The 18,600-nt window shown below is 53.2% G+C and carries 17 protein-coding genes; 15 read left to right on the plus strand and 2 right to left on the minus strand.

The window, feature by feature from the left end; translation table 11 throughout:
• Positions 1 to 438 precede the first annotated feature (438 nt).
• The 10 genes from H8S45_RS12735 to H8S45_RS12780 all read left to right on the plus strand — a co-directional run bounded on the left by H8S45_RS12735 (position 439) and on the right by H8S45_RS12780 (position 10,332).
• Entirely contained in the window at positions 439 to 1,497 is a 1,059-nt protein-coding gene (locus H8S45_RS12735; protein WP_147574486.1) for a zinc-dependent alcohol dehydrogenase, read from the plus strand.
• A 10-nt stretch (positions 1,498 to 1,507) separates the two neighbouring features.
• Entirely contained in the window at positions 1,508 to 2,521 is a 1,014-nt protein-coding gene (gene iolG / locus H8S45_RS12740) for an inositol 2-dehydrogenase (protein WP_054328097.1), read from the plus strand.
• 71 nt (positions 2,522 to 2,592) lie between these two features.
• Entirely contained in the window at positions 2,593 to 3,564 is a 972-nt protein-coding gene (locus tag H8S45_RS12745; RefSeq protein WP_054328096.1) for a substrate-binding domain-containing protein, read from the plus strand.
• 124 nt (positions 3,565 to 3,688) lie between these two features.
• Positions 3,689 to 5,209, plus strand: coding sequence for a sugar ABC transporter ATP-binding protein (locus H8S45_RS12750; RefSeq protein ID WP_390124573.1), 1,521 nt, complete (start codon positions 3,689 to 3,691; stop codon positions 5,207 to 5,209).
• 17 nt (positions 5,210 to 5,226) lie between these two features.
• Positions 5,227 to 6,183 carry an ABC transporter permease gene (locus tag H8S45_RS12755; protein ID WP_107631797.1) on the plus strand — a complete coding sequence of 319 codons (957 nt, stop codon included), beginning with the start codon at positions 5,227 to 5,229 and terminating at the stop codon, positions 6,181 to 6,183.
• 131 nt (positions 6,184 to 6,314) lie between these two features.
• Positions 6,315 to 7,385, plus strand: a complete 1,071-nt coding sequence (locus H8S45_RS12760; RefSeq protein ID WP_186950158.1) for a LacI family DNA-binding transcriptional regulator — start codon at positions 6,315 to 6,317, stop codon at positions 7,383 to 7,385.
• 250 nt (positions 7,386 to 7,635) lie between these two features.
• On the plus strand, positions 7,636 to 7,866 hold the full coding sequence (locus tag H8S45_RS12765) for a helix-turn-helix transcriptional regulator (RefSeq protein WP_186950160.1): 231 nt from the start codon (positions 7,636 to 7,638) through the stop codon (positions 7,864 to 7,866).
• Positions 7,853 to 8,266, plus strand: a complete 414-nt coding sequence (locus H8S45_RS12770; protein ID WP_186950162.1) for a DUF2178 domain-containing protein — start codon at positions 7,853 to 7,855, stop codon at positions 8,264 to 8,266. The genes H8S45_RS12765 and H8S45_RS12770 overlap by 14 nt, the downstream gene beginning before the upstream one ends.
• A gap of 106 nt (positions 8,267 to 8,372) precedes the next feature.
• Entirely contained in the window at positions 8,373 to 9,041 is a 669-nt protein-coding gene (locus H8S45_RS12775; protein WP_054328089.1) for a GTP pyrophosphokinase, read from the plus strand.
• Positions 9,042 to 9,069: 28 nt separating this feature from the next.
• The gene (locus H8S45_RS12780; RefSeq protein WP_186950164.1) at positions 9,070 to 10,332 is read left to right on the plus strand and encodes a DNA recombination protein RmuC; all 1,263 of its coding nucleotides are present in this window, start codon (positions 9,070 to 9,072) and stop codon (positions 10,330 to 10,332) included.
• A gap of 332 nt (positions 10,333 to 10,664) precedes the next feature.
• Here H8S45_RS12780 and H8S45_RS12785 read toward each other — a convergent pair whose 3' ends face one another.
• On the minus strand, positions 10,665 to 11,345 hold the full coding sequence (locus H8S45_RS12785) for a response regulator transcription factor (RefSeq protein WP_147574485.1): 681 nt from the start codon (positions 11,343 to 11,345) through the stop codon (positions 10,665 to 10,667).
• 170 nt (positions 11,346 to 11,515) lie between these two features.
• Between H8S45_RS12785 and H8S45_RS12790 the strand changes: the two genes are divergently transcribed.
• The 5 genes from H8S45_RS12790 to ybaK all read left to right on the plus strand — a co-directional run bounded on the left by H8S45_RS12790 (position 11,516) and on the right by ybaK (position 17,796).
• Positions 11,516 to 13,333, plus strand: coding sequence for an efflux RND transporter periplasmic adaptor subunit (locus H8S45_RS12790; RefSeq protein ID WP_054328086.1), 1,818 nt, complete (start codon positions 11,516 to 11,518; stop codon positions 13,331 to 13,333).
• Positions 13,333 to 14,055: an ABC transporter ATP-binding protein gene (locus tag H8S45_RS12795; RefSeq protein ID WP_054328085.1), complete on the plus strand. Its 723-nt coding sequence runs from the start codon at positions 13,333 to 13,335 to the stop codon at positions 14,053 to 14,055. Before H8S45_RS12790 ends, H8S45_RS12795 begins: the two co-directional genes overlap by 1 nt.
• A 2-nt stretch (positions 14,056 to 14,057) precedes the next feature.
• Entirely contained in the window at positions 14,058 to 15,233 is a 1,176-nt protein-coding gene (locus H8S45_RS12800) for an ABC transporter permease (RefSeq protein ID WP_243182465.1), read from the plus strand.
• A 117-nt stretch (positions 15,234 to 15,350) separates the two neighbouring features.
• On the plus strand, positions 15,351 to 17,201 hold the full coding sequence (locus tag H8S45_RS12805) for an S-layer homology domain-containing protein (RefSeq protein ID WP_054328084.1): 1,851 nt from the start codon (positions 15,351 to 15,353) through the stop codon (positions 17,199 to 17,201).
• A gap of 115 nt (positions 17,202 to 17,316) precedes the next feature.
• Complete coding sequence (gene ybaK / locus H8S45_RS12810) at positions 17,317 to 17,796, plus strand: Cys-tRNA(Pro) deacylase (protein WP_054328083.1); 480 nt, start codon at positions 17,317 to 17,319, stop codon at positions 17,794 to 17,796.
• Here ybaK and H8S45_RS12815 read toward each other — a convergent pair.
• Positions 17,783 to 18,553 (minus strand): glycoside hydrolase family 18 protein, encoded by a 771-nt coding sequence (locus H8S45_RS12815; RefSeq protein ID WP_054328082.1) that lies wholly within the window; start codon positions 18,551 to 18,553, stop codon positions 17,783 to 17,785. The two genes, ybaK and H8S45_RS12815, sit on opposite strands and share 14 nt — an antisense overlap.
• Positions 18,554 to 18,600: the final 47 nt, after the last annotated feature.

Consider the following 18,600-nt stretch of genomic DNA (forward strand, 5'->3'; position numbering starts at 1 on the left):
TCCAGAATGGCCTGGATCTCCTCCTCCGAGGCGTCCCACAGCCGTTTCTTCAGCCGTCCTACCTTGTTATCCTCAAAAAATATGTTCGGATACGCTGTCGTTAAGTACTTCTCTTGCATGAAATATTGCTCCTTTCATTGGTTTGGCCCACAAACAAAAAACGTTTTTATTCTTAATGAAAATATATCATGAAGAGAAAAAGGGTGTCAATTGGTTATAAATCACAATAACAAGAAGAGGATATATCATATATTTAACAAAAATGATGGATTTAACAAAATTAATATTGCATTTCTGGGGGGGGGGGGGGGGTATAATGGCGACAACAAATAAAAACGTTTTTATCAAAACAGCCTGCATTTATGGTAAAGCATGTAATGATCTTTTTACTTAAGTATAACCGTATTGAATTTTACTCAACTGGAGGCGTGGAACACCATGAAAGCAATTATCTTCAAAAAACCGGGGGAATATGCTTATGAGGATCGTCCAGTACCACAGGTGGAAAAGCCGGATGACGTTCAGATTAAAGTGCTGGGCGTAGGTATTTGCGGTACGGATCTGCATGTTTTGATGGATCCGCCAATGCATCCGGCAAAGCCTGGTATTATTTTTGGCCATGAATACTGTGGTGAGGTTGCCGCGGTAGGGGAGGCAGTGGATTGGTTGAAGCCCGGGGACAGAGTTATTGTTGATCCGCACCCGCCATGCGGATGCTGTAAAAATTGCCGGAGCGACCGTCCGGGCCAGTGTACTACGCTATACAGCCAGCAGGATACGCCGTGGCCGGAGCATGGAGTTACGAGGGGGCTTTTTGCGGACGGTGCATTGACAAGCTATACCTGTGTTCCAGCACATTCCGTTTACAAGATCAGCAAAGATACCCCTTGGCAGCTTGCCGCCTTGGCTGAACCGCTTTCTTGTGTTGGTTATGCTATTGAAAAACTGGATATTCAAGCAGGGGATACGGCTTGTGTTCTGGGGGCAGGCCCTATGGGACTCCTTTTTGCGGCAATGGCAAAAGCAAATGGTGCGACAAAGGTTATCGTGTCGGAGCCGTATGAATACCGCAGAGAAAAAGCGTTAAAGTGCGGTGCCACCCGTGTGGTTGATCCTGCTAAGGAAGATTTGAAGGCAGTCTGCTTAGAGGAAACGGATGGACTGGGGGTGGACCATTGTATTGAAGCGGTAGGGCAACTGTTGCCCACAGCGATTGACATGATTCGCCCTGGAGGAAAAATCGTGATGTTCGGACATGACGAAACGGCTATGCCGCCGGTACGGCTGGCAGAGATTGTTCGCAAAGAGGCAGCGATTTTTGGTGGGTTCCTTGGAAAATATTATTTTGAAAAAACAGCTCGTATTATAGAAAGTGGAATACTGCCGTTGGAGGAGATTGTAACACATACCTTCCCGCTCAGCGAGTATGAAAAAGGGCTTGAGCTGCTGCGGGCAGGTAAGGCTTTGAAAGTAGTAATGTATCCGGAGGAATACTGAGGGGTATTTTATGAAAAATGTTGTTGCAATCCTGGGCGCTGGCCGTATCGCGAGAGTTCACGCTGAAGCATTGGTTCGGTTTCAACGGGATGTCCGAATTAAATACATTATTGATCCATACCTGACCGAAGAAGCTCGACAGTGGGCTGGTCGAATTGGCATAGAAAATACGGGTGTGGACGCAAACTGTGTTTTCGAGGACGCGGAAATAGATGCTGTATTTATTTGCTCACCGACACCAACGCACTGCACCTATATCATGAGGGCTTGCGAAACCGGTAAAAATATATATTGTGAAAAACCGCTGGATTCTGACATCGAAAAAATTTACCAGGCCATTGGAGCAATACAAAAATCCGGCATAAAATTTCTGATGGGCTTTATGCGCCGTTTCGATGTAAACCAACAAAAACTGAAAAATACAGTGTCCAGTGGAAAAATTGGGGTTCCTCAAATCATTAAACTCTGTTCAAGAGATCCCGCGCTGCCTCCTTATGAATATATTGCCTCGAGTGGAGGAATTTATTTTGATTCCATGATTCACGACTTTGATCTTGCCAGATTTTTTTCAGGTTCTGAAGTCTCTGAGGTATATGCCTGCGGTAACGCATTGATTGATCCTGTATTGACAGAGTATGGTGATATCGATACGGCTCTGGCTGTTTTGAAATTCGATAGTGGAGCGGTTGGACTGATTGATCTGAGCCGTCAGTCGAATTGCGGATATGACCAACGTACCGAGGTCCATGGCTCAAAAGGTTTTGCACAGGTAGGGAATGTGCCGGAGACAACAGTAAGCATACATAATGAAGACGGCGTTCATGAAGATAAGCCGGTATATTTCTTTCTGGAGCGCTATGCAGATGCTTTCGTGCATGCGCAAGCGACATTTTTTGATGTGGTGAATAATGGTGCGGAACCGCCGGTTACGGCCTATGACGGGCTGCAAGCAGTGCGGATAGCAAAAGCGGCGACACTTTCCTGGAGAGAAAACCGCGCTGTCAAACTTGATGAGATCCCCTGATCCGGAAAGCAGGGGATCAATAACAAAAGCAGTTCTACCATGAATGTAGGGACGAGAAGAGGAGGAAAATCATGAAAAAAAGAATCGCTTTGTTTGTGGTATTTGCAATGCTGATGAGCCTGTTTGCTGGATGTTCGTCAGATGGAGCATCCGGAAACGATGCTTCCACTGATTTGCCGCAGGACGAGGCAGCAGAAGATAAAATCGTTATCGGCTACACAGTAAACGATTTGAATGATACCTGGGTTTCGTCTGTTATCGATTATGTTGAGCAATGGGCGGATGAACACCCGGATGTGGAAGTCATCATTGGCGATGGTAAATCTGATGTGTCCACACAAATGGCTGTCGTAGAAGGCTGGATTGAAATGGGAATTGACAGCGTTTGCCTTAAGCCTGTCGATTATGAAGCCTCGCTTTCTATTCTTGATTCCGTCAAAGCAGCGGGGATCAATTATGTAGCCATGCAGCAGGATGCGGAAGATGCGGATTGTTTTGTCGGTGCAAATGGTGTAGAGACTGGCGAAGCGCAGATGCAGGCGGTTATCGATGCCATTGGCGGCTCCGGTAAGATCGCATATCTGGCGGGTACGGAGGGTACGCTGGTTGCCTCTGAAAGAGAAGAAGGTTCAATGTCTGCCTTGGAAGCATCGCCTGAATGTGAACTGGTTGCACGCGAGGATGGAGATTGGTTGCGTGAAGACGCCATTTCGATCGTAGAAACCTGGATTACCTCTGGCATTGAATTTGATGCGATCTGCGCGGCCTGCGATGAAATGGCAATCGGCGCGATTTTGGCGCTGCAGGATGCAGGGATAGACGATGTTGTTGTCGCGGGTATTGATGGCCTTCAGATGGGCTGCGAATATGTAAAGAATGGCGATATGACGCTTACTTTTTATGCAGACGCGAAAGGCTTGGCCTATGAATCGCTGGATGCTGCGCTGGCACTGGCCAAAGGCGGGCAGCCGGAAGATGTCGTCCTGAAAGATCTGCTGGTTAATAGAGATAATGTGGATGAATATTTGGCATTGTGGAGTTAAACACACCTAAAAATACATAGGTCGGAACGCTGCTGCGCTTCCTGTATTAAGAATGGAAAAGCAGCACTGTCTCTTTCTGCGCAAATGGTTGTCCGCAAAAGCGGGCAACCATTTGTAAACTATCATGCGGCAAGGAGGAGTACTTTTGGGACAAGAGTATATTTTGGAGGCAAGCGGTATTTGTAAAGCGTTTCCCGGGGTGATCGCTCTGTCAGATGTGGATTTGCGCGTAAGAAAGGGAACCGTCCATGCTCTGATGGGGGAGAATGGCGCTGGCAAGTCCACAATGATGAAAATCTTGTTGGGAATTTATTCGCGGGACAGTGGGAAAATCATTTTTAACGGGAAAGAAGTACACTATAAAGGGCCAAGAGAAGCTCTGGATGACGGCCTGGCCATGATTCATCAGGAGCTAAGCACGGTGCAGGAACTCAAAGTATATGAAAACATTTTTTTAGGCAAGGAAATATGTTTGAAAGGGCTCTGGATCAAAAACGATAAAGCGATGCATGAAGCGGCTCTTCAACTTTTTAATCGACTGGAGATTGATATAGATCCAGATGCAAAAATGAAAACCTTGAGTGTTGCCAAGCAGCAGCTTTGTGAGATTGCCAAAGCAATTTCATATAATGCAAAACTGATTATCATGGACGAGCCGACCTCCGCCATCACAGAAACAGAAGTCGCGCATCTATTCAAAATTATTCGCAAGCTCAGGGATGAGCAAGTCAGTATCATTTACATCACACATAAGATGGACGAGGTATTTGAAATCTCCGATGATATATCGGTGTTTCGTGACGGTCAATACATTGGAACAAAGCTGGCAAGCGATATTACTTATGATGAGTTGATTCAAATGATGGTTGGCCGTACAATTACCAATATTTTTCCCAAGGAAGAAGCGGAAATCGGAGAAGTTTATTTGAAGGTAGAAGGGCTAAGCCGTAATAACGAATTTCATGATGTCAGCTTTGAAGTTCGCAGGGGAGAAATATTTGGCTTGGCCGGCCTGATGGGCGCAGGGCGTACTGAGGTCGTTGAAACACTGTTTGGCGTTCGAAAAAAGTCTGCGGGTAAAATTTATGTGGATGGAAAAGAAGCGCGGATTAAATCGCCCAGTGATGCAATTCGATATGGGTTTTGCCTCCTTACGGAAGATAGAAAACAAAGCGGCTGTTTTTTATCGTTAAGCGTGCGTTTGAATACAGTGGCTGCCTCATTATCCAAACATGCAAAAGGGCCCTTTATCATGCGGAAAATGACCGTGCATTCTGCGGAAGAGATGAAAAAGCTCCTTTCGATAAAGACCCCCGGAATTAACACACCGATTTCAAATCTGTCAGGGGGAAATCAACAAAAGGTATTGGTCGGACGATGGCTGCTAACCAGCCCCGATATCCTTATTTTCGATGAGCCCACACGCGGTATCGATGTGGGAAGTAAATCCGAGATTCACAGGCTGCTGACAAACCTTGCCAAGCAAGGGAAATGCGTTATCATCGTTTCCTCAGAAATGCCGGAGGTCATGGGGATGAGCGATCGAATACTGGTAATGAGCGAGGGGAAAGCCGTCGGCATCATTGAGCGTAAGGATTTCTCTCAAGAAAAGATCATGCGCTACGCAACCGGTACAGCAGATTAAATGGGGAGGAATTCTTGATGAAAAAGTCGCTTGCAATGAAAGACAGACTGCAGGTCGTTATTAAAGAGTACAGCGCTATTTTAATTTTGTTGGCGCTGGTGTTGGCTATGAGTATCCTGAAAGGGGATTCGTTTTTAAAAAGCACGAATCTGGTTAATATCATTCGTCAACAGGCTGTGATCGGTATTATTGCCTTGGGCATTATGTTCCCCATTGTCAGTGGCGGTACTGACCTTTCCGGAGGTTCGGTGGTAGCGCTGTGCGGCGTTTTTGCAGCTTTGGCGGTTCGAGCGGAGCTTCCCATCCCGTTGGTGTTTTTGATTGCAATAGTTATTGGAGCCTTGACAGGAGTGATTAACGGATTTTTTATAGCGTATGGCAACGTTCCTGCTTTTATCGCAACGCTGGGAATGATGTCAGCAGCAAGAGGAGCGGCCTTGCTGATTACCGATAGCAAAAACATCAATGGGTTTTATGACGCATTTGAAAGCATCGGGACAGATTCTTTCTTGGGATTACCTATTGCAGCGTGGATATTTGTTTTGATGGCGATTATCATTTACATTATTTTGGAGCGCACAAAATACGGAACTTCGATATATGCAATTGGAGGAAACGCAACTGCTGCAAAGGTCTCGGGTATTAATGTTCGTCTATGTAATTTCATGGGGTATGTGATTGCCGGTATTTGCACGGGGGTAGCCGCTGTTGTGCTGACAGCCAGAATGCGCTCGGGGAATCCTTCTGTTGGCAACGCCTATGAAATGGATGCGATTACTTGCGTAATTTTAGGTGGCGCCAGTTTTTCCGGCGGTAGTGGAAAAGTTGTCAATACGGTATTTGGCGCTTTGATTTTGGGTATTTTGGTAAATGGCATGACCATGCTGCAGATCGACTCCAATTTGCAGAGTGTGGTCAAGGGTGCTGTTATTGTTATAGCGGTATTTCTCGATTCCCGCAAACGGACGGATTGAATTGGGGAATTATGTAAAGATGAAGATTGAATTTCAAAAAAAAATCAGATATAATAAAACAGCTATATTCAACCCTGAATTTGCAAGTAGCAGAACGGGGTAAGCTAATTTATTAGAAAGAAGCCCGAAATATGATACTTACGGAAAAGTCTGTTGGTATAAAGGATGTAGCGCGGCACGCCGGCGTGTCAATTTCTACTGTATCTAATGTGCTGAATGGGACCAGACCGGTTAGTCTCGCTCTGACAAAACGGGTTATGAAGGCGGTTAAAGAACTGAATTATGAAACTAATTTAGTTGGTCGCCAGCTGAAGACAGGAAAATCCCAGCAAATTGCCGTCGTTATTCCCTCTATCACCAGCATCTTTTTTCCGAATCTTTTAAAAAGTATTCAGGTCGCTGCGGATAAAGAGGATTACACGGTCAGTATCTTTAATACAAAAGGCGATATTAACCAGGAAAGACGAGTTATTAATCTGTTGCGCTCGCGTAATTATGATGGCGTTATGTTGTCGTCTTGCGCGGATGTGGATCAAATTGAAACCGCGGAATATTTGGATTTTCTTCACGCAATCAATTTTTCATCACAGCCGATGCATATTATCTGCCTTGAAGCAGCGATCAGTCCCAAATTAGACGCAGTGGTTGTTAACGATTTGGAAGGGACCATGAAAGCAACTAATTACCTCATTGAGAGCGGACGCAGGAACATCGCGCATATCGCAGCGCCAAACCAATACATGATGGGTAAAAACCGGCGCAGCGGCTTTATATCTTCCTTGTTGCTCAAGGGGCTGAGCGTGGATGACCATCTGATTGTTGAGGGACGTTATACCTGCGAAAGCGGCTATGAGGCCATGAAGCAGCTCTTAAATACAGGACGAACAATCGATGCGGTTGTTGCAGGCAACGACCAAATGGCGATTGGCGCGATTAACTATTTGAAGCAGCAACAGATCCGGATTCCGGAAGATATTGCAGTGGTGGGATTTAACGATAACACACCGGCTTCGCTGATTTCGCCGTCGTTGACCACCATTCATATACCGAAAGAAGAAATGGGAGCGCAGGCGTTCGAGCTTTTTATGCGTCGGGTCAATAATGACCAGTCCGCCAGAATGATGATTTGCTTGGAGGGAGAGTTGATAATACGCAATTCAACTGACCCCAGCGTAAAAGCGGAATGGGATATGAACTGGTAACTATAACCGTACGATGGACTTGAAATGATTTCATAACACGGATTGCAGGCTGCTTTTCGACGCCTGCAATCCGTGTTTTTGATGCTGCTATGGATGGAGCGAATAGAAGAAATGATTCGTAAATGGGTTTGTAAAAAATTTTGTAGATCTGTAATATAGAGAATCGTTTTTTTCTTGACAGTTTGGATAATTGTTATATAATATGAAGTATACTTCATGTGAAGCTTGCTTCATATTCGGCGGTGGTATAGTGAAAAACCGAGTAAAAGAATTGCGTACGGCTACTGGTATAACACAGCAGCAATTGGCGGAGCGGGTCCATGTGTCTGCCAGAACGATTATCTCGTTGGAAAAGGGGCAGTACAACCCCTCGTTGCTGCTGGCCTACCGTTTAGCGGAGCAGTTCGGCACATCGATCGAGGAGCTCTATTGTCTGAAAGAAAACAGGGAAGAGGAGGATAAGCGGTATGAAAATCTATAACAAAAAAACGTTCTGGTATGGAATTGGTTTTATAGTGCTTGGCACGCTCCAGCTGATGATCAGCATATGGAAAGGATTTGACCTGAAAGGAACGGTTATGATGATTTTATGCCTGCTGATCGGCGGCAGCGGACTGCTCCGCAGCTTTTCCCGGGAGATGTCGCGCGAGGACAAGATCGCGGAACTGGACGAGCGAAATCGTTTGGTCGAGTGGCGCGCTAAAAGCCGTGCGCTGGGTATCGCGGAACTGGTGTGCTTTGTTTGTATGCTGCTTAGTATTTTTGGGATGCAGGCAATGGAGGCGTTCTTTGGAGGCATGCTGGTAGCCTTTGGCCTCATTTTTACAACAATGCTGATTATCGAATGCATTACCTTGCTGTACTATAACAAAAAGCCCTGATTTTGCCTGCTTTTGCACGGGCGATGCCGGCTGGATTGCCCAGTTAGCGCTTTTATGCTATAATAGACACCGAAGGGATGTAATGCCTGTATGCAGGAGGAATGCAATGGAACTGACCGATTTTCTCGAAATGGATATGCTGGGTGAACACGACGCGGAGAAACTGATGGAATCCGCCATGCAGTTGCAGCAGATCATGCTGCTGTATGAGGCGGGAATCCGAGAGATCAAGACAAAGCTGGATATTTTGAGCGACGAATCGAATATCTCCGGCAAGCCAAGTCCGATTGATTCGATCAAAAGCCGTATCAAATCGCCGCGCAGCATTATCAAAAAGCTCAAGCGGCGCGGCTTCCCGATTTCTTTACAGTCCATGATGGATAACCTGAACGACATCGGCGGCATCCGCGTGATCTGCCCCTTTATCCAAGATATCTATACGGTGGCGGATATGCTGATGCGGCAAAGCGACCTGACACTGATCGAAAAGAAGGACTATATTGCCAACCCCAAGCCGAATGGTTACCGCAGCCTGCACCTGATCCTGGAGGTGCCGATTTTCCTGTCGGAAACAACCAAGCCGGTGCGGATCGAGCTGCAGCTGCGGACGATTGCCATGGATTTCTGGGCGAGTCTGGAGCATCAGCTTCGGTATAAATCCGATGTGCAGGTGCCGCCGCACATATCGGACGACCTGAAAGAGTGCGCGGATGTTATCGCGGCGACCGATGAGGAGATGCAGCGCATTGCTAAGGAGCTGCATGTCCTGCGGTAAAACACAAAGCTGAGAAAGGACCGAGACAATGCAATACCTATCTGTGGCCACGCTGGTACTGGTCATCATCCTGCTGGCGCTGGTCATCATCCTGCTGACGCGGAAACCCGCGGTCCAGGAGCGGCAGGAGAGCAGCGGCACCATCGCGGCGCTGGGGACGCTGGTCAGCCAAAATCTGAAGGAAGGCCGCGCGGCGCAGTTGGACCAGCTTTCCGCGATGGAGAAAAGCCTGTCCGGCAGGATGGGCGGCGTGACCGACCAGCTGGGGCAGTTTGAAAAGCGGCTGCACGGCTTTACGGCGGAAACGGCGCAAAGCCTGGAAAACATCCGCGCAGCCGTGGATAAAAACCTGCGCGCCCTGCAGGAGGATAACAATAGAAAGCTGGACGATATGCGGCGGATCGTGGACGAAAAGCTGCAGAAAACGCTGTCCGACCGTATGAATGAATCGTTCAAGCTGGTCAATGAGCGGCTGGAACAGGTCTATAAGGGCCTCGGTGAGATGCAGACGCTGGCGCAGGGCGTGGGCGATTTGAAAAAGGTTCTCACCAATGTCAAGACCCGCGGCATTGTGGGCGAGATCCAGCTCGGCGCGATTCTGGAGGATATCCTTGCGCCCGAGCAGTATGGGGTGAACGTCGCCACACGGCCGGGGAGCCGCAACGTGGTTGAATACGCGGTCAAGCTGCCAGTGGAGGATGGGGGCTTTATCTGGCTGCCGATTGACTCCAAATTCCCAGGCGAGACGTATGGCGCGCTGCGCGACGCCTATGAGGACGGCGCGCGCGAACAGCTCGACGCCTGTGCCAAAACGCTGGTCAATACGCTGAAGGCGGAAGCGAAGGATATCCGCGACAAATATCTGGAGCCGCCATATACGACGGATTTCGGCATCCTGTTCCTGCCGTTCGAGGGGTTGTATGCGGAAGCGGTCAGCCGCGGCATGGTGGAGGTGCTGCAGCGCGATTACCATGTGAACATCGCGGGACCGAGTACGATGGCGGCGCTACTCAATTCGCTGCAAATGTCGTTCCGCACGATTGCGATACAAAAGCGGTCTGGTGAGGTGTGGAGCGTGCTCGGGGCGGTCAAGACCGAGTTTGATAAATTTGAGGCCTGCCTGACGCAGACGCAGACCCGTTTGGACCAGGCCAGCCGTGAGCTGGACAAGCTGGTCGGCACGCGCACCCGCGCGATTCGGCGCAAGCTCAAAAGCGTGACCGAGCTGAGCGAAGCGGAGAGCGAAACCGTGCTCGCCTTGGGAGAGGACGCGGCGGAGCCGGAGGAGTAAAGGGGGAAAGGGGCTGTCCATGGGGGACAGCCCCTTTTTCAGAAGAAGATTAACAAAATCTTAAGAAAATTTTCATTATTTTGAGAGGGAAACAGCAAGAAAAAAGGGGTACAATACAATCAAGGACAAGCCTTGTGATACATAAGGCGCGGGACAGGAAGTGCGGACGGAGGAAGGGGCATGGCATGAAACACTATGGTTTGAGGTTCGGCGGGCTGTGGACCCTGCTGAAGCGCATCGCGGACAGTTGGTTCGGCCCGATCGAGCGCAGCAAGTACCGCGGCCTGTAAAAAGCAAGAACGCCGCAGCGGGATGACCGTTGCGGCGTTTTATTATGCCTGCATATGATTAGGCTGGACCTCCAGATAGTAGCCAACGCCGCGCTCGGCTTGGATTTGGACAACGGAATCGACCGCGCGCAGCTTGCGCCGCAGGAGGGACAGGTATACCTCAATATTGTTATAGCGCGCCTCGGTATCGCAGCCCCAGACCTTTTGCCGTAAGGTGTCGCGCGGCAGGATTTGGCCGGGATGGAGCAGAAACAGCTCCGCCAGCTGCAGCTCCTTGCTGGAGAGGCGCACCTCGCCAGCGCGGCCGGAGAGGAGGAAATGTCCGCGGTCGAGCGTCAGGTCGCCCGCGCGCAGCAGCCGCGGCTGAAGGATGCGTCCGCGCCGCCCGAGCGCGCGTACCCGTGCCAGCAGCTCGGCGATCAGGAACGGCTCGGTCAGGAAATCGTCCGCACCGGCGTCCAGCGCGCGGATGCGGTCGCGCGCGGAGGAGCGCGGCGCGACAACAAGAATGGGAACTGAAACGCCATCCTCCCGCACCATGCGGAGCCGGACGGGCAGGGCGGCGTCCGTATCGGAAAAGAGGACGACCACGTCGTAAAGGTTTTCCGGAAAGCCGGTCTGCGTCTGCTCCGGCCGGGGCAGGCAGTCGGCAAGGATATGATCGCGCCGCAGCGCCGGCAGGATTTTTTCATTAGGGCTGGGGCCGATAAGCAGAACACGCATAGCCGGCGCCTCCTTTGGCAGATGATGCCTTTATTTTGCAGGCTGTGTATGGAGTTTTTGTGTATGAGCGGTGGAAAATTTGTTAAAGCCGGATTTCTTCAATGCTTTTTCAATATACTGCGCTTATGATAGAGCGCGAATTGATAAACCAGCACGGGAGGGAACAGGGTTTGAAATTGCCGTTTGAAAAACTGCGCGGGAAAGCCCCATGGAAAGGAAAAAGGCTGTTTCAGGGAAAGAAAAAGCAAAATGAAGAAGCGGCTGCGGATATGGCACCGACTGGCGCGCACAGCAAAAAGAAAAAACGCAGGAAGCTGAAAAAGAAGGTGGTCATCCCCGTGGCGGTGGTGCTGCTTGCCGGAGGCTGGGGCGTGCATCATATTTTGACAGCCGGCGGTGCGGACGGAACGCAGACCTATACGGAAAGCGAGGCGGTCCGGCAGGACATCCAACTGACGCTGTCCGCGACGGGAACAATCGAGCCGGCCAACCAGTACAGCGTGACCGCATCGGTGCAGGGCGAGGTGCTGTCCTGCACATTTGAGGAGGGCGACGAGGTAAAAAAGGGCGATGTCATGTATGAGATCGACAGCTCAGACGCGGAAAGCTCGGTCGAGCAGGCGCAGCTTTCCCTACAGCAGAGCCAGAACAGCTACAGCCAGACGCTGGAAAGCCTGGACGACCTGAATGTAACCTCGAAAAAGTCGGGCATGATTACCGAACTGTATGTTGAGGTGGGCGACGAAGTGCAGGCGGGCGCGACGATTGCGGATGTGCGTGATTCTTCCGTGATGGAGCTGGTGGTGCCGTTCAATTCCGCGGAGGTGGAAAACTTCGGCGTCGGCGCGGCCGCAACCGTAACAATGGACAGCTCGTTCGAGACGCTGAGCGGCACGGTCACGGCGATCGACGCGGCCGAAACCGTGCTGGACGGTTACCAGATCGTCAAATATGTGACGATACAGGTCAGCAATCCGGGCGGGCTTTCAACGTCCTCAACCGCCTCTGCGACCGTGAACGGCATCGCCAGCAACCAGGGCGCGAGCTTTACATACCGGTCGGAATCCACGATCACCTCGGACGCTTCGGGTACGGTAACGAGCCTGAAAGTGAGCGAGGGTGCGCAGGTTTCGCCCGGCACGGTCATTGCGGTTTTGTCCTCTTCCTCGGTCGAACAGCAGGTGGAGAGCAGCCGCCTGTCGCTCGCACAGCAGCAGCTTTCCTATCAGAATACGGTAGATAAGCTGGACGACTACACGATCACCGCGCCGATTGACGGCACGGTCATCACCAAGAACACCAAGGTGGGCGATACGCTCGACACCACCAATGGGCAGACCACGCTCGCGGTCATTTACGACCTCTCCTACCTGACGTTCGATATCTCGCTCGACGAACTGGATGTGAACGAGGTAGAGGTCGGCCAGGCGGTCAATATCACCTGTGATTCGCTCACGGACACGGCGACGATCGAAGGCGTTGTGACTAAGGTTTCGGTCGCGGGTACGACCTCTAACGGTGTGACCACCTATCCGGTGACCGTGCAGATCGATAACCCGCCGGAAGGCCTGCTGCCGGGCATGAACGTGGACGCTACCATCGTGGTGGACGAGGCGGCGGACGCGGTCGCCGTGCCGATCGCGTCTGTGCAGCGCGGGAACACGGTTTATGTCAAGGATGACAGCGCGAAAAACACGGAAAACGCCATGGTGGGCGGCGTGCTTCTGCCCGACGGATGGCGGGCGGTCGAGGTTGAAACCGGCCTGTCGGACGACAGTTATATTGAAATCACCTCCGGCATCGAGCCCGGCGATATCGTCTATGTACCCGAGGTGCAGCGCAACTCGTCCGGCGATGAGTTCGGCATGCTGCCAGGCGGCGATATGGGCAATATGCCCTCCGGCAGTGATATGGGCGGCATGGGCGGTATGCCCTCTGGCGGTGGTATGGCAGGCGGCGGCATGCCGGGCGGAGGCGGTATGCCGTGATGACAACCGAAACCAGGACGCCGCTGATTGAGCTGCGCGATATTTATAAGATATACCAGATGGGCGATACCGAGGTGCATGCCTCGGATGGCGTTTCGCTCAAGATATACAAGGGAGAATTTGTAGCCATCGTCGGACAGTCGGGGTCGGGCAAATCGACGCTGATGAACATTATTGGCTGTCTGGACGTGCCGACCAGCGGGCAGTACCTGCTCAATGGCGAGGACGTGTCCGAGCTGACCGACGACGAGCAGGCAGAGATCCGCAATAAGACGCTGGGCTTTATTTTCCAGCAGTACAACCTGATACCCAAGCTGAACGTGCAGGAAAACGTCGAGCTGTCGTTGCTTTACGCGGGCATACCCGCTGAGGAGCGCGCCGAGAGGGCGCGGCTCCAGATCGAACGCGTCGGACTCGCGGGCAAAGAGAAAAATCTGCCCACGCAGCTTTCCGGCGGCCAGCAGCAGCGCGTTTCCATCGCACGGGCGCTGGCAGGCGACCCTTCGGTCATCCTGGCCGACGAGCCGACCGGCGCGCTCGATTCGCGCACCAGCCGCGAGGTGCTGGATTTTTTGAAAAAGCTCAACGACGAGGGCAATACGATCGTGCTTATCACGCATGACAACGGCATCGCGCAGGAGGCCAAGCGCGTCGTGCGCGTGGCGGATGGCAAAATCATTTTTGACGGCGCGGCGCGCGACGCGTTTCCGAGGGGGGACTGACGATGGGGTTCACACAGGCGTTCAAGCTGGCGTTCAAGAGCCTGTCGGGCAGCAAGATGCGCGCGTTTCTGACCATGCTGGGCATTATCATCGGCGTGGCGTCGGTCATTATCCTGGTTTCGCTCATGCAGGGCATGACGGGAGAGGTGACCTCCATGTTCGAGGATATGGGTACCAATACGCTGACCGTGACCGTAACCGGACGCGGCTCCTCGCGCACGGTGGATACGGACGACATGTACGCGCTGTATGAGGAAAACACGGATACCTTTATGGGCATGAGTCCGACGGTATCGGTCATGGGTTCGGTGAAAACAGGAACGGATTCGGATTCTTTCAGCTCCACGGGCGTGACCGGCGTTTCCGAGCAGTACGCGGAGATATCCAAGCTGACGATGCGGGAGGGCCGCTTCATCAGCTATGCAGATTTGGATGCCCGCAATAAGGTGGCGGTCGTCGGGACCTATGTGGCGAATATGCTGGGCGGCGATGCGGTCGGGCAGACCATCAAGGTCAACGGTAACGCTCTGACCGTGGTCGGCGTGCTGGAGGAGCAGGACGATTCCTCCGAAGGCTCGGCGGACGACTGTGTATACCTGCCGTATACCACGGCCTCCAAGCTGACATTCGGCGCAATATCCAGCTTTCTGTTTGCCACCTGGGATGCGTCCCTCAACAGCGAAGGCACCACCCTGATCGATAACGCGCTGTATGCGGTGTTCCAGAACGACGATTATTACATGATCTCTGACATGCAGGAAATGGTGGATTCCATGACCGAAATGACCAATATGATGACCATGGTGCTGGTCGGCATCGCGGGCATCTCGCTGCTGGTCGGCGGCATCGGCATTATGAACATCATGTTGGTCTCGGTCACGGAGCGCACCCGCGAAATCGGCATCCGCAAGTCGCTCGGCGCGAAGAAAAAGGATATCATGCGGCAGTTCGTGATCGAAGCGGGTACGACCTCCGCCCTGGGCGGCGTGATCGGCATTGTGTTCGGCTCGGTGGTCGCGGTGATCGCCGGTCAGATCATTGGCATGACCACGACGCCGAGCGTGGGCGCGGTTGCAATCAGCTTCGGCGTTTCCGTGTTTATCGGCGTGTTCTTCGGCTTCATGCCCGCGAACAAGGCGGCGAAGCTCAACCCGATCGACGCGCTGCGGTACGACTGAAAAGCACGCGAGGGGGCAGGTTCCCCCTTGGATACCGAAAAAAGTTCCAGCGGAAACCATTTTCGGATAACCCGCCCTCGCCTCCGCGATGGGCGCACAAAAAAGGAGGAGTTACTCTTGAAGAAAAAACTGCTTTCGCTGCTGACGGCGGCGGCAGTGCTGCTGGGCGGCCTGCCCGCCGCGCTGGCCACGTCCGAGGTATCGGATAGTGTGATCGAGCAGGTGATCCGGTCCACGGAGATTATGGTGGGCGACCCAAACGGGGATATGAACCTAGACAAAACGGTCACCCGCGCGGAATACGCGAAGATGCTCGTTGCGGCCTCCACCTATCAGGACAAGGTGGCGGGGGCATCCAATTCTTCCCCGTTCAAGGATGTGCCATATACCCACTGGGCGGCAGGCTATATCAAGACCGCCGTGCAGCAGGGCTGGCTGACCGGCTATCTGGACGGCAGCTTCCGGCCGGACAAAACCGTCACGCTGGAGGAGGCCGCGACCGGCGTACTCAAGCTGCTCGGTTACACGACCGAGGACTTTTCCGGCTCCTATCCGTATGGGCAGCTCGCCCTGTACGAATCGCTGGGGCTGGACAGCAAGGTCACCGCGTCGCAGGGTTCGGCCATGACACGGCGGAACATGATGTACCTGTTTTACAACCTGCTCAACGCGGATACCAAGGACGGACAGGTCTACGCGCAGATGCTGGGTTACACGCTGAACGAAAACGATGAGATCGATTACCTGAATATCGTTTCTGATACGATGAAGGGACCCTACATTGTGGAAAACGGCATATCCAGCATCGTTTCGACAGAGGGGAAAACCGTGTACCGCAACGGCTACACATCCTCCGCGGATGCGATACAACGGTACGACGTGGTGTATTACACCGGCTCCGCGGTATGGGCGTATGCCAACGCGGTGACAGGCACCTACCAGTCCGCCTCGCCCTCGGCGGCGTCCCCGACCTCCGTGACGGTCGCGGGCAACACCTATGAGATCGAAACCAGCGACGCCGCTTTCGAGCTGTCCACGCTGGGCGGGCTGAATGTAGGCGATATCGTGACCCTGCTGCTCGGGCGCGACGGCAAGGTCGCCGCCGCGCTGCCGGCGGACGAATATGTGTCCGAGGTTGTCGGCATGGTGACCGCCACGGGGACCGGCACATACTACAATTCGGTCGGCAACGCCTATACCTCGCGCACCATTACGGTCACGGCTATGGATGGCAACAGCTATGTATATCCCTGCACACGGACCTCGATCAGCACAGGGGACCTGGTATCCATCGGTTTCGGCTCGTCCGAAACCGATGTTTCTATCCTGAAGTCCTCCACGGTGCGCGGGGCGGTGTCCGGCTACACGATCGGCAGCAAAACGATGGCAAAGGACGTGCGCATCCTGGATACCAACGCCTCAAGCGCCAAGCGGGTGTATTACTCCCGCTTAAACGGCGCAGCGCTGGACTCCACGGACGTGCGCTACTGCGCGACGAACGGCGCGGGCGAGATCACCGACCTGATCCTGCGCGATTTTACCGGCGACCTGTATGAATACGGCATCATCACCAGCGTCAAGGAGCAGTCGGACGATATGAGCGTTTCCGGCAGCTATACTTACCTGGTGAATGGAGAAAAACAGACGCTTTCCACCAACGGCAGGACGCTGGGCGCCTCCAACGGACCGGCCAGGCTGACGGTCGAGGACGGGCAGCTTTCCGCGGTGAGCGCGCTGAAGGCGATCAAGAATCCGGATACCATCACGCAGCTCGGAGTGTCCAAGGACGGGGACAGTTGGCTGTTTTCGGATGAGTGCGCGGTATACCGGTCCGAAAACGCGAGCTACAGCCTGCTCTCACTGACCGAACTGCGGAACAATTTCGATTCATACAGCATCACCTGCTATTATGATAAGGATACAGGGGACTGCGGGCGCATCCGCATCATCATCGCGCGCGAAAAATAAAACGGTCGGTGCGGGAAAAGGGGTTTCTCCTCAGAGAAACCCCTTTGATATTTCTTGCTTGTTGCACAAACAATAGCTATAATATCTGTATAAAACGCAGATAGGAGCGAGGACGATGGCTTCGGATAAAACCAATGTAATGCGGGTGCTGGAGCAGCACAGGATCCCCTATACGGCGCATGCGTATCCACACGGCAAGGAAGCGGTAGACGGCGCAACGGTCGCGCGGCTTTTGGGACAGGATGAGGCGCAGGTGTTCAAGACGCTGGTGGCGCGCGGCCGGTCGGGCAGCTGCCATGTGTTCGTCATTCCGGTGGCGAAGGAGCTTGACCTGAAAAAAGCGGCCAAGGCGGCGGGGGAAAAGGCGGTCGAACTGGTGCATGTCCGAGAACTGCTCGGCCTGACGGGGTATGTGCGCGGCGGCTGCTCGCCGGTCGGGATGAAAAAGGCGTTCCCGACCGTGTTTGACGAAAGTGTGAGCCGCCTGCCGTCTGTCATTGTCTCCGCAGGCAGGATCGGTTTCCAAATCGAGTGCGCGCCGGCGGACCTGCTCGGCCTGACGCGGGCCAGGACCGCGCCGGTCACGACGGACTGAGCAGTTGCTTTGCGTCCGGAAACAGGGCGAACACGGCCTGCACGCCGCAGCCGGACAGTTGCGCGAGCTTGGCCTCGAGCGTGGAGGCATCGTCGAACAGGACAAAGTGCGCGCGTCCCTCGCTGTCCGTATAGGTGAAATACTTGGCGCACAGCTCGCGGGAGAAAAAGGTCTGCGATCCGGTGCGGCCGAGCAGGGTTTCGCGCTCGGTGTTGGTGAGCGGTTTGCCGTTGGGCGAGTTGGACGGAAGCGTGAAATCCTGCGAGACCGGCTGCAGGAACGCCGCGATGCGGGCTGCACCGTAAATGCCCTGCAGGGAGGAGATGTAGTCGGTCAGGCTGCCGCCGGACAGCGCGGTCGGCGTGGTGAGGATCGCATGCGTCAGCGACCGACCGCAGGCGAGCGGGACGTAGAACGGGATTTCCGCTTCGTGCAGCGCCTTGTCGAACGCAGCGAGCAGCATCCGGCCGCGCGGGGTATCGTGCTCAAAATCCGCGAACACACCGGGCGCGTCCGTGCGCTTTGCCTCGAACACCAGGTCGGCGGCAAGCCTGTCTGCATTGCAGTCGGCGAGCGAACGCGGCGGGTCGCACAGGCCCAGCAGGCAGCGCGCCTGCACAGTGGGAAGCTGCAGGCGCTGCAGCGCGCCGGTGGGCGTGATGCCAAGACAGAGGTGCAGCACGGGGATGCCGTGCTTCGCCGCATATACCGTGTCGCGGCCGGTGCATACCAGGATGAGATTTTTCGTATATACCATTGTGATCGACTCCCTTGCTCTGGACTTTTTGGACAAATTCCATTACA

It is taken from the genome of Agathobaculum faecis (assembly GCF_014287995.1).
Classification (GTDB): Bacteria; Bacillota; Clostridia; order Oscillospirales; family Butyricicoccaceae; genus Agathobaculum; species Agathobaculum ammoniilyticum.

What these genes read in the sequence shown, in the direction of transcription:
- H8S45_RS12735 (WP_147574486.1), top strand. Translation starts at nt 439, where the DNA reads ATGAAAGCAATTATCTTCAAAAAACCGGGGGAATATGCTTATGAGGAT.
- iolG (WP_054328097.1), top strand. Translation starts at nt 1,508, where the DNA reads ATGAAAAATGTTGTTGCAATCCTGGGCGCTGGCCGTATCGCGAGAGTT.
- H8S45_RS12745 (WP_054328096.1), top strand. Translation starts at nt 2,593, where the DNA reads ATGAAAAAAAGAATCGCTTTGTTTGTGGTATTTGCAATGCTGATGAGC.
- H8S45_RS12750 (WP_390124573.1), top strand. Translation starts at nt 3,689, where the DNA reads ATGCGGCAAGGAGGAGTACTTTTGGGACAAGAGTATATTTTGGAGGCA.
- H8S45_RS12755 (WP_107631797.1), top strand. Translation starts at nt 5,227, where the DNA reads ATGAAAAAGTCGCTTGCAATGAAAGACAGACTGCAGGTCGTTATTAAA.
- H8S45_RS12760 (WP_186950158.1), top strand. Translation starts at nt 6,315, where the DNA reads ATGATACTTACGGAAAAGTCTGTTGGTATAAAGGATGTAGCGCGGCAC.
- H8S45_RS12770 (WP_186950162.1), top strand. Translation starts at nt 7,853, where the DNA reads ATGAAAATCTATAACAAAAAAACGTTCTGGTATGGAATTGGTTTTATA.
- H8S45_RS12775 (WP_054328089.1), top strand. Translation starts at nt 8,373, where the DNA reads ATGGAACTGACCGATTTTCTCGAAATGGATATGCTGGGTGAACACGAC.
- H8S45_RS12780 (WP_186950164.1), top strand. Translation starts at nt 9,070, where the DNA reads ATGCAATACCTATCTGTGGCCACGCTGGTACTGGTCATCATCCTGCTG.
- H8S45_RS12785 (WP_147574485.1), bottom strand. Translation starts at nt 11,345, where the DNA reads ATGCGTGTTCTGCTTATCGGCCCCAGCCCTAATGAAAAAATCCTGCCG.
- H8S45_RS12795 (WP_054328085.1), top strand. Translation starts at nt 13,333, where the DNA reads ATGACAACCGAAACCAGGACGCCGCTGATTGAGCTGCGCGATATTTAT.
- H8S45_RS12800 (WP_243182465.1), top strand. Translation starts at nt 14,058, where the DNA reads ATGGGGTTCACACAGGCGTTCAAGCTGGCGTTCAAGAGCCTGTCGGGC.
- ybaK (WP_054328083.1), top strand. Translation starts at nt 17,317, where the DNA reads ATGGCTTCGGATAAAACCAATGTAATGCGGGTGCTGGAGCAGCACAGG.
- H8S45_RS12815 (WP_054328082.1), bottom strand. Translation starts at nt 18,553, where the DNA reads ATGGTATATACGAAAAATCTCATCCTGGTATGCACCGGCCGCGACACG.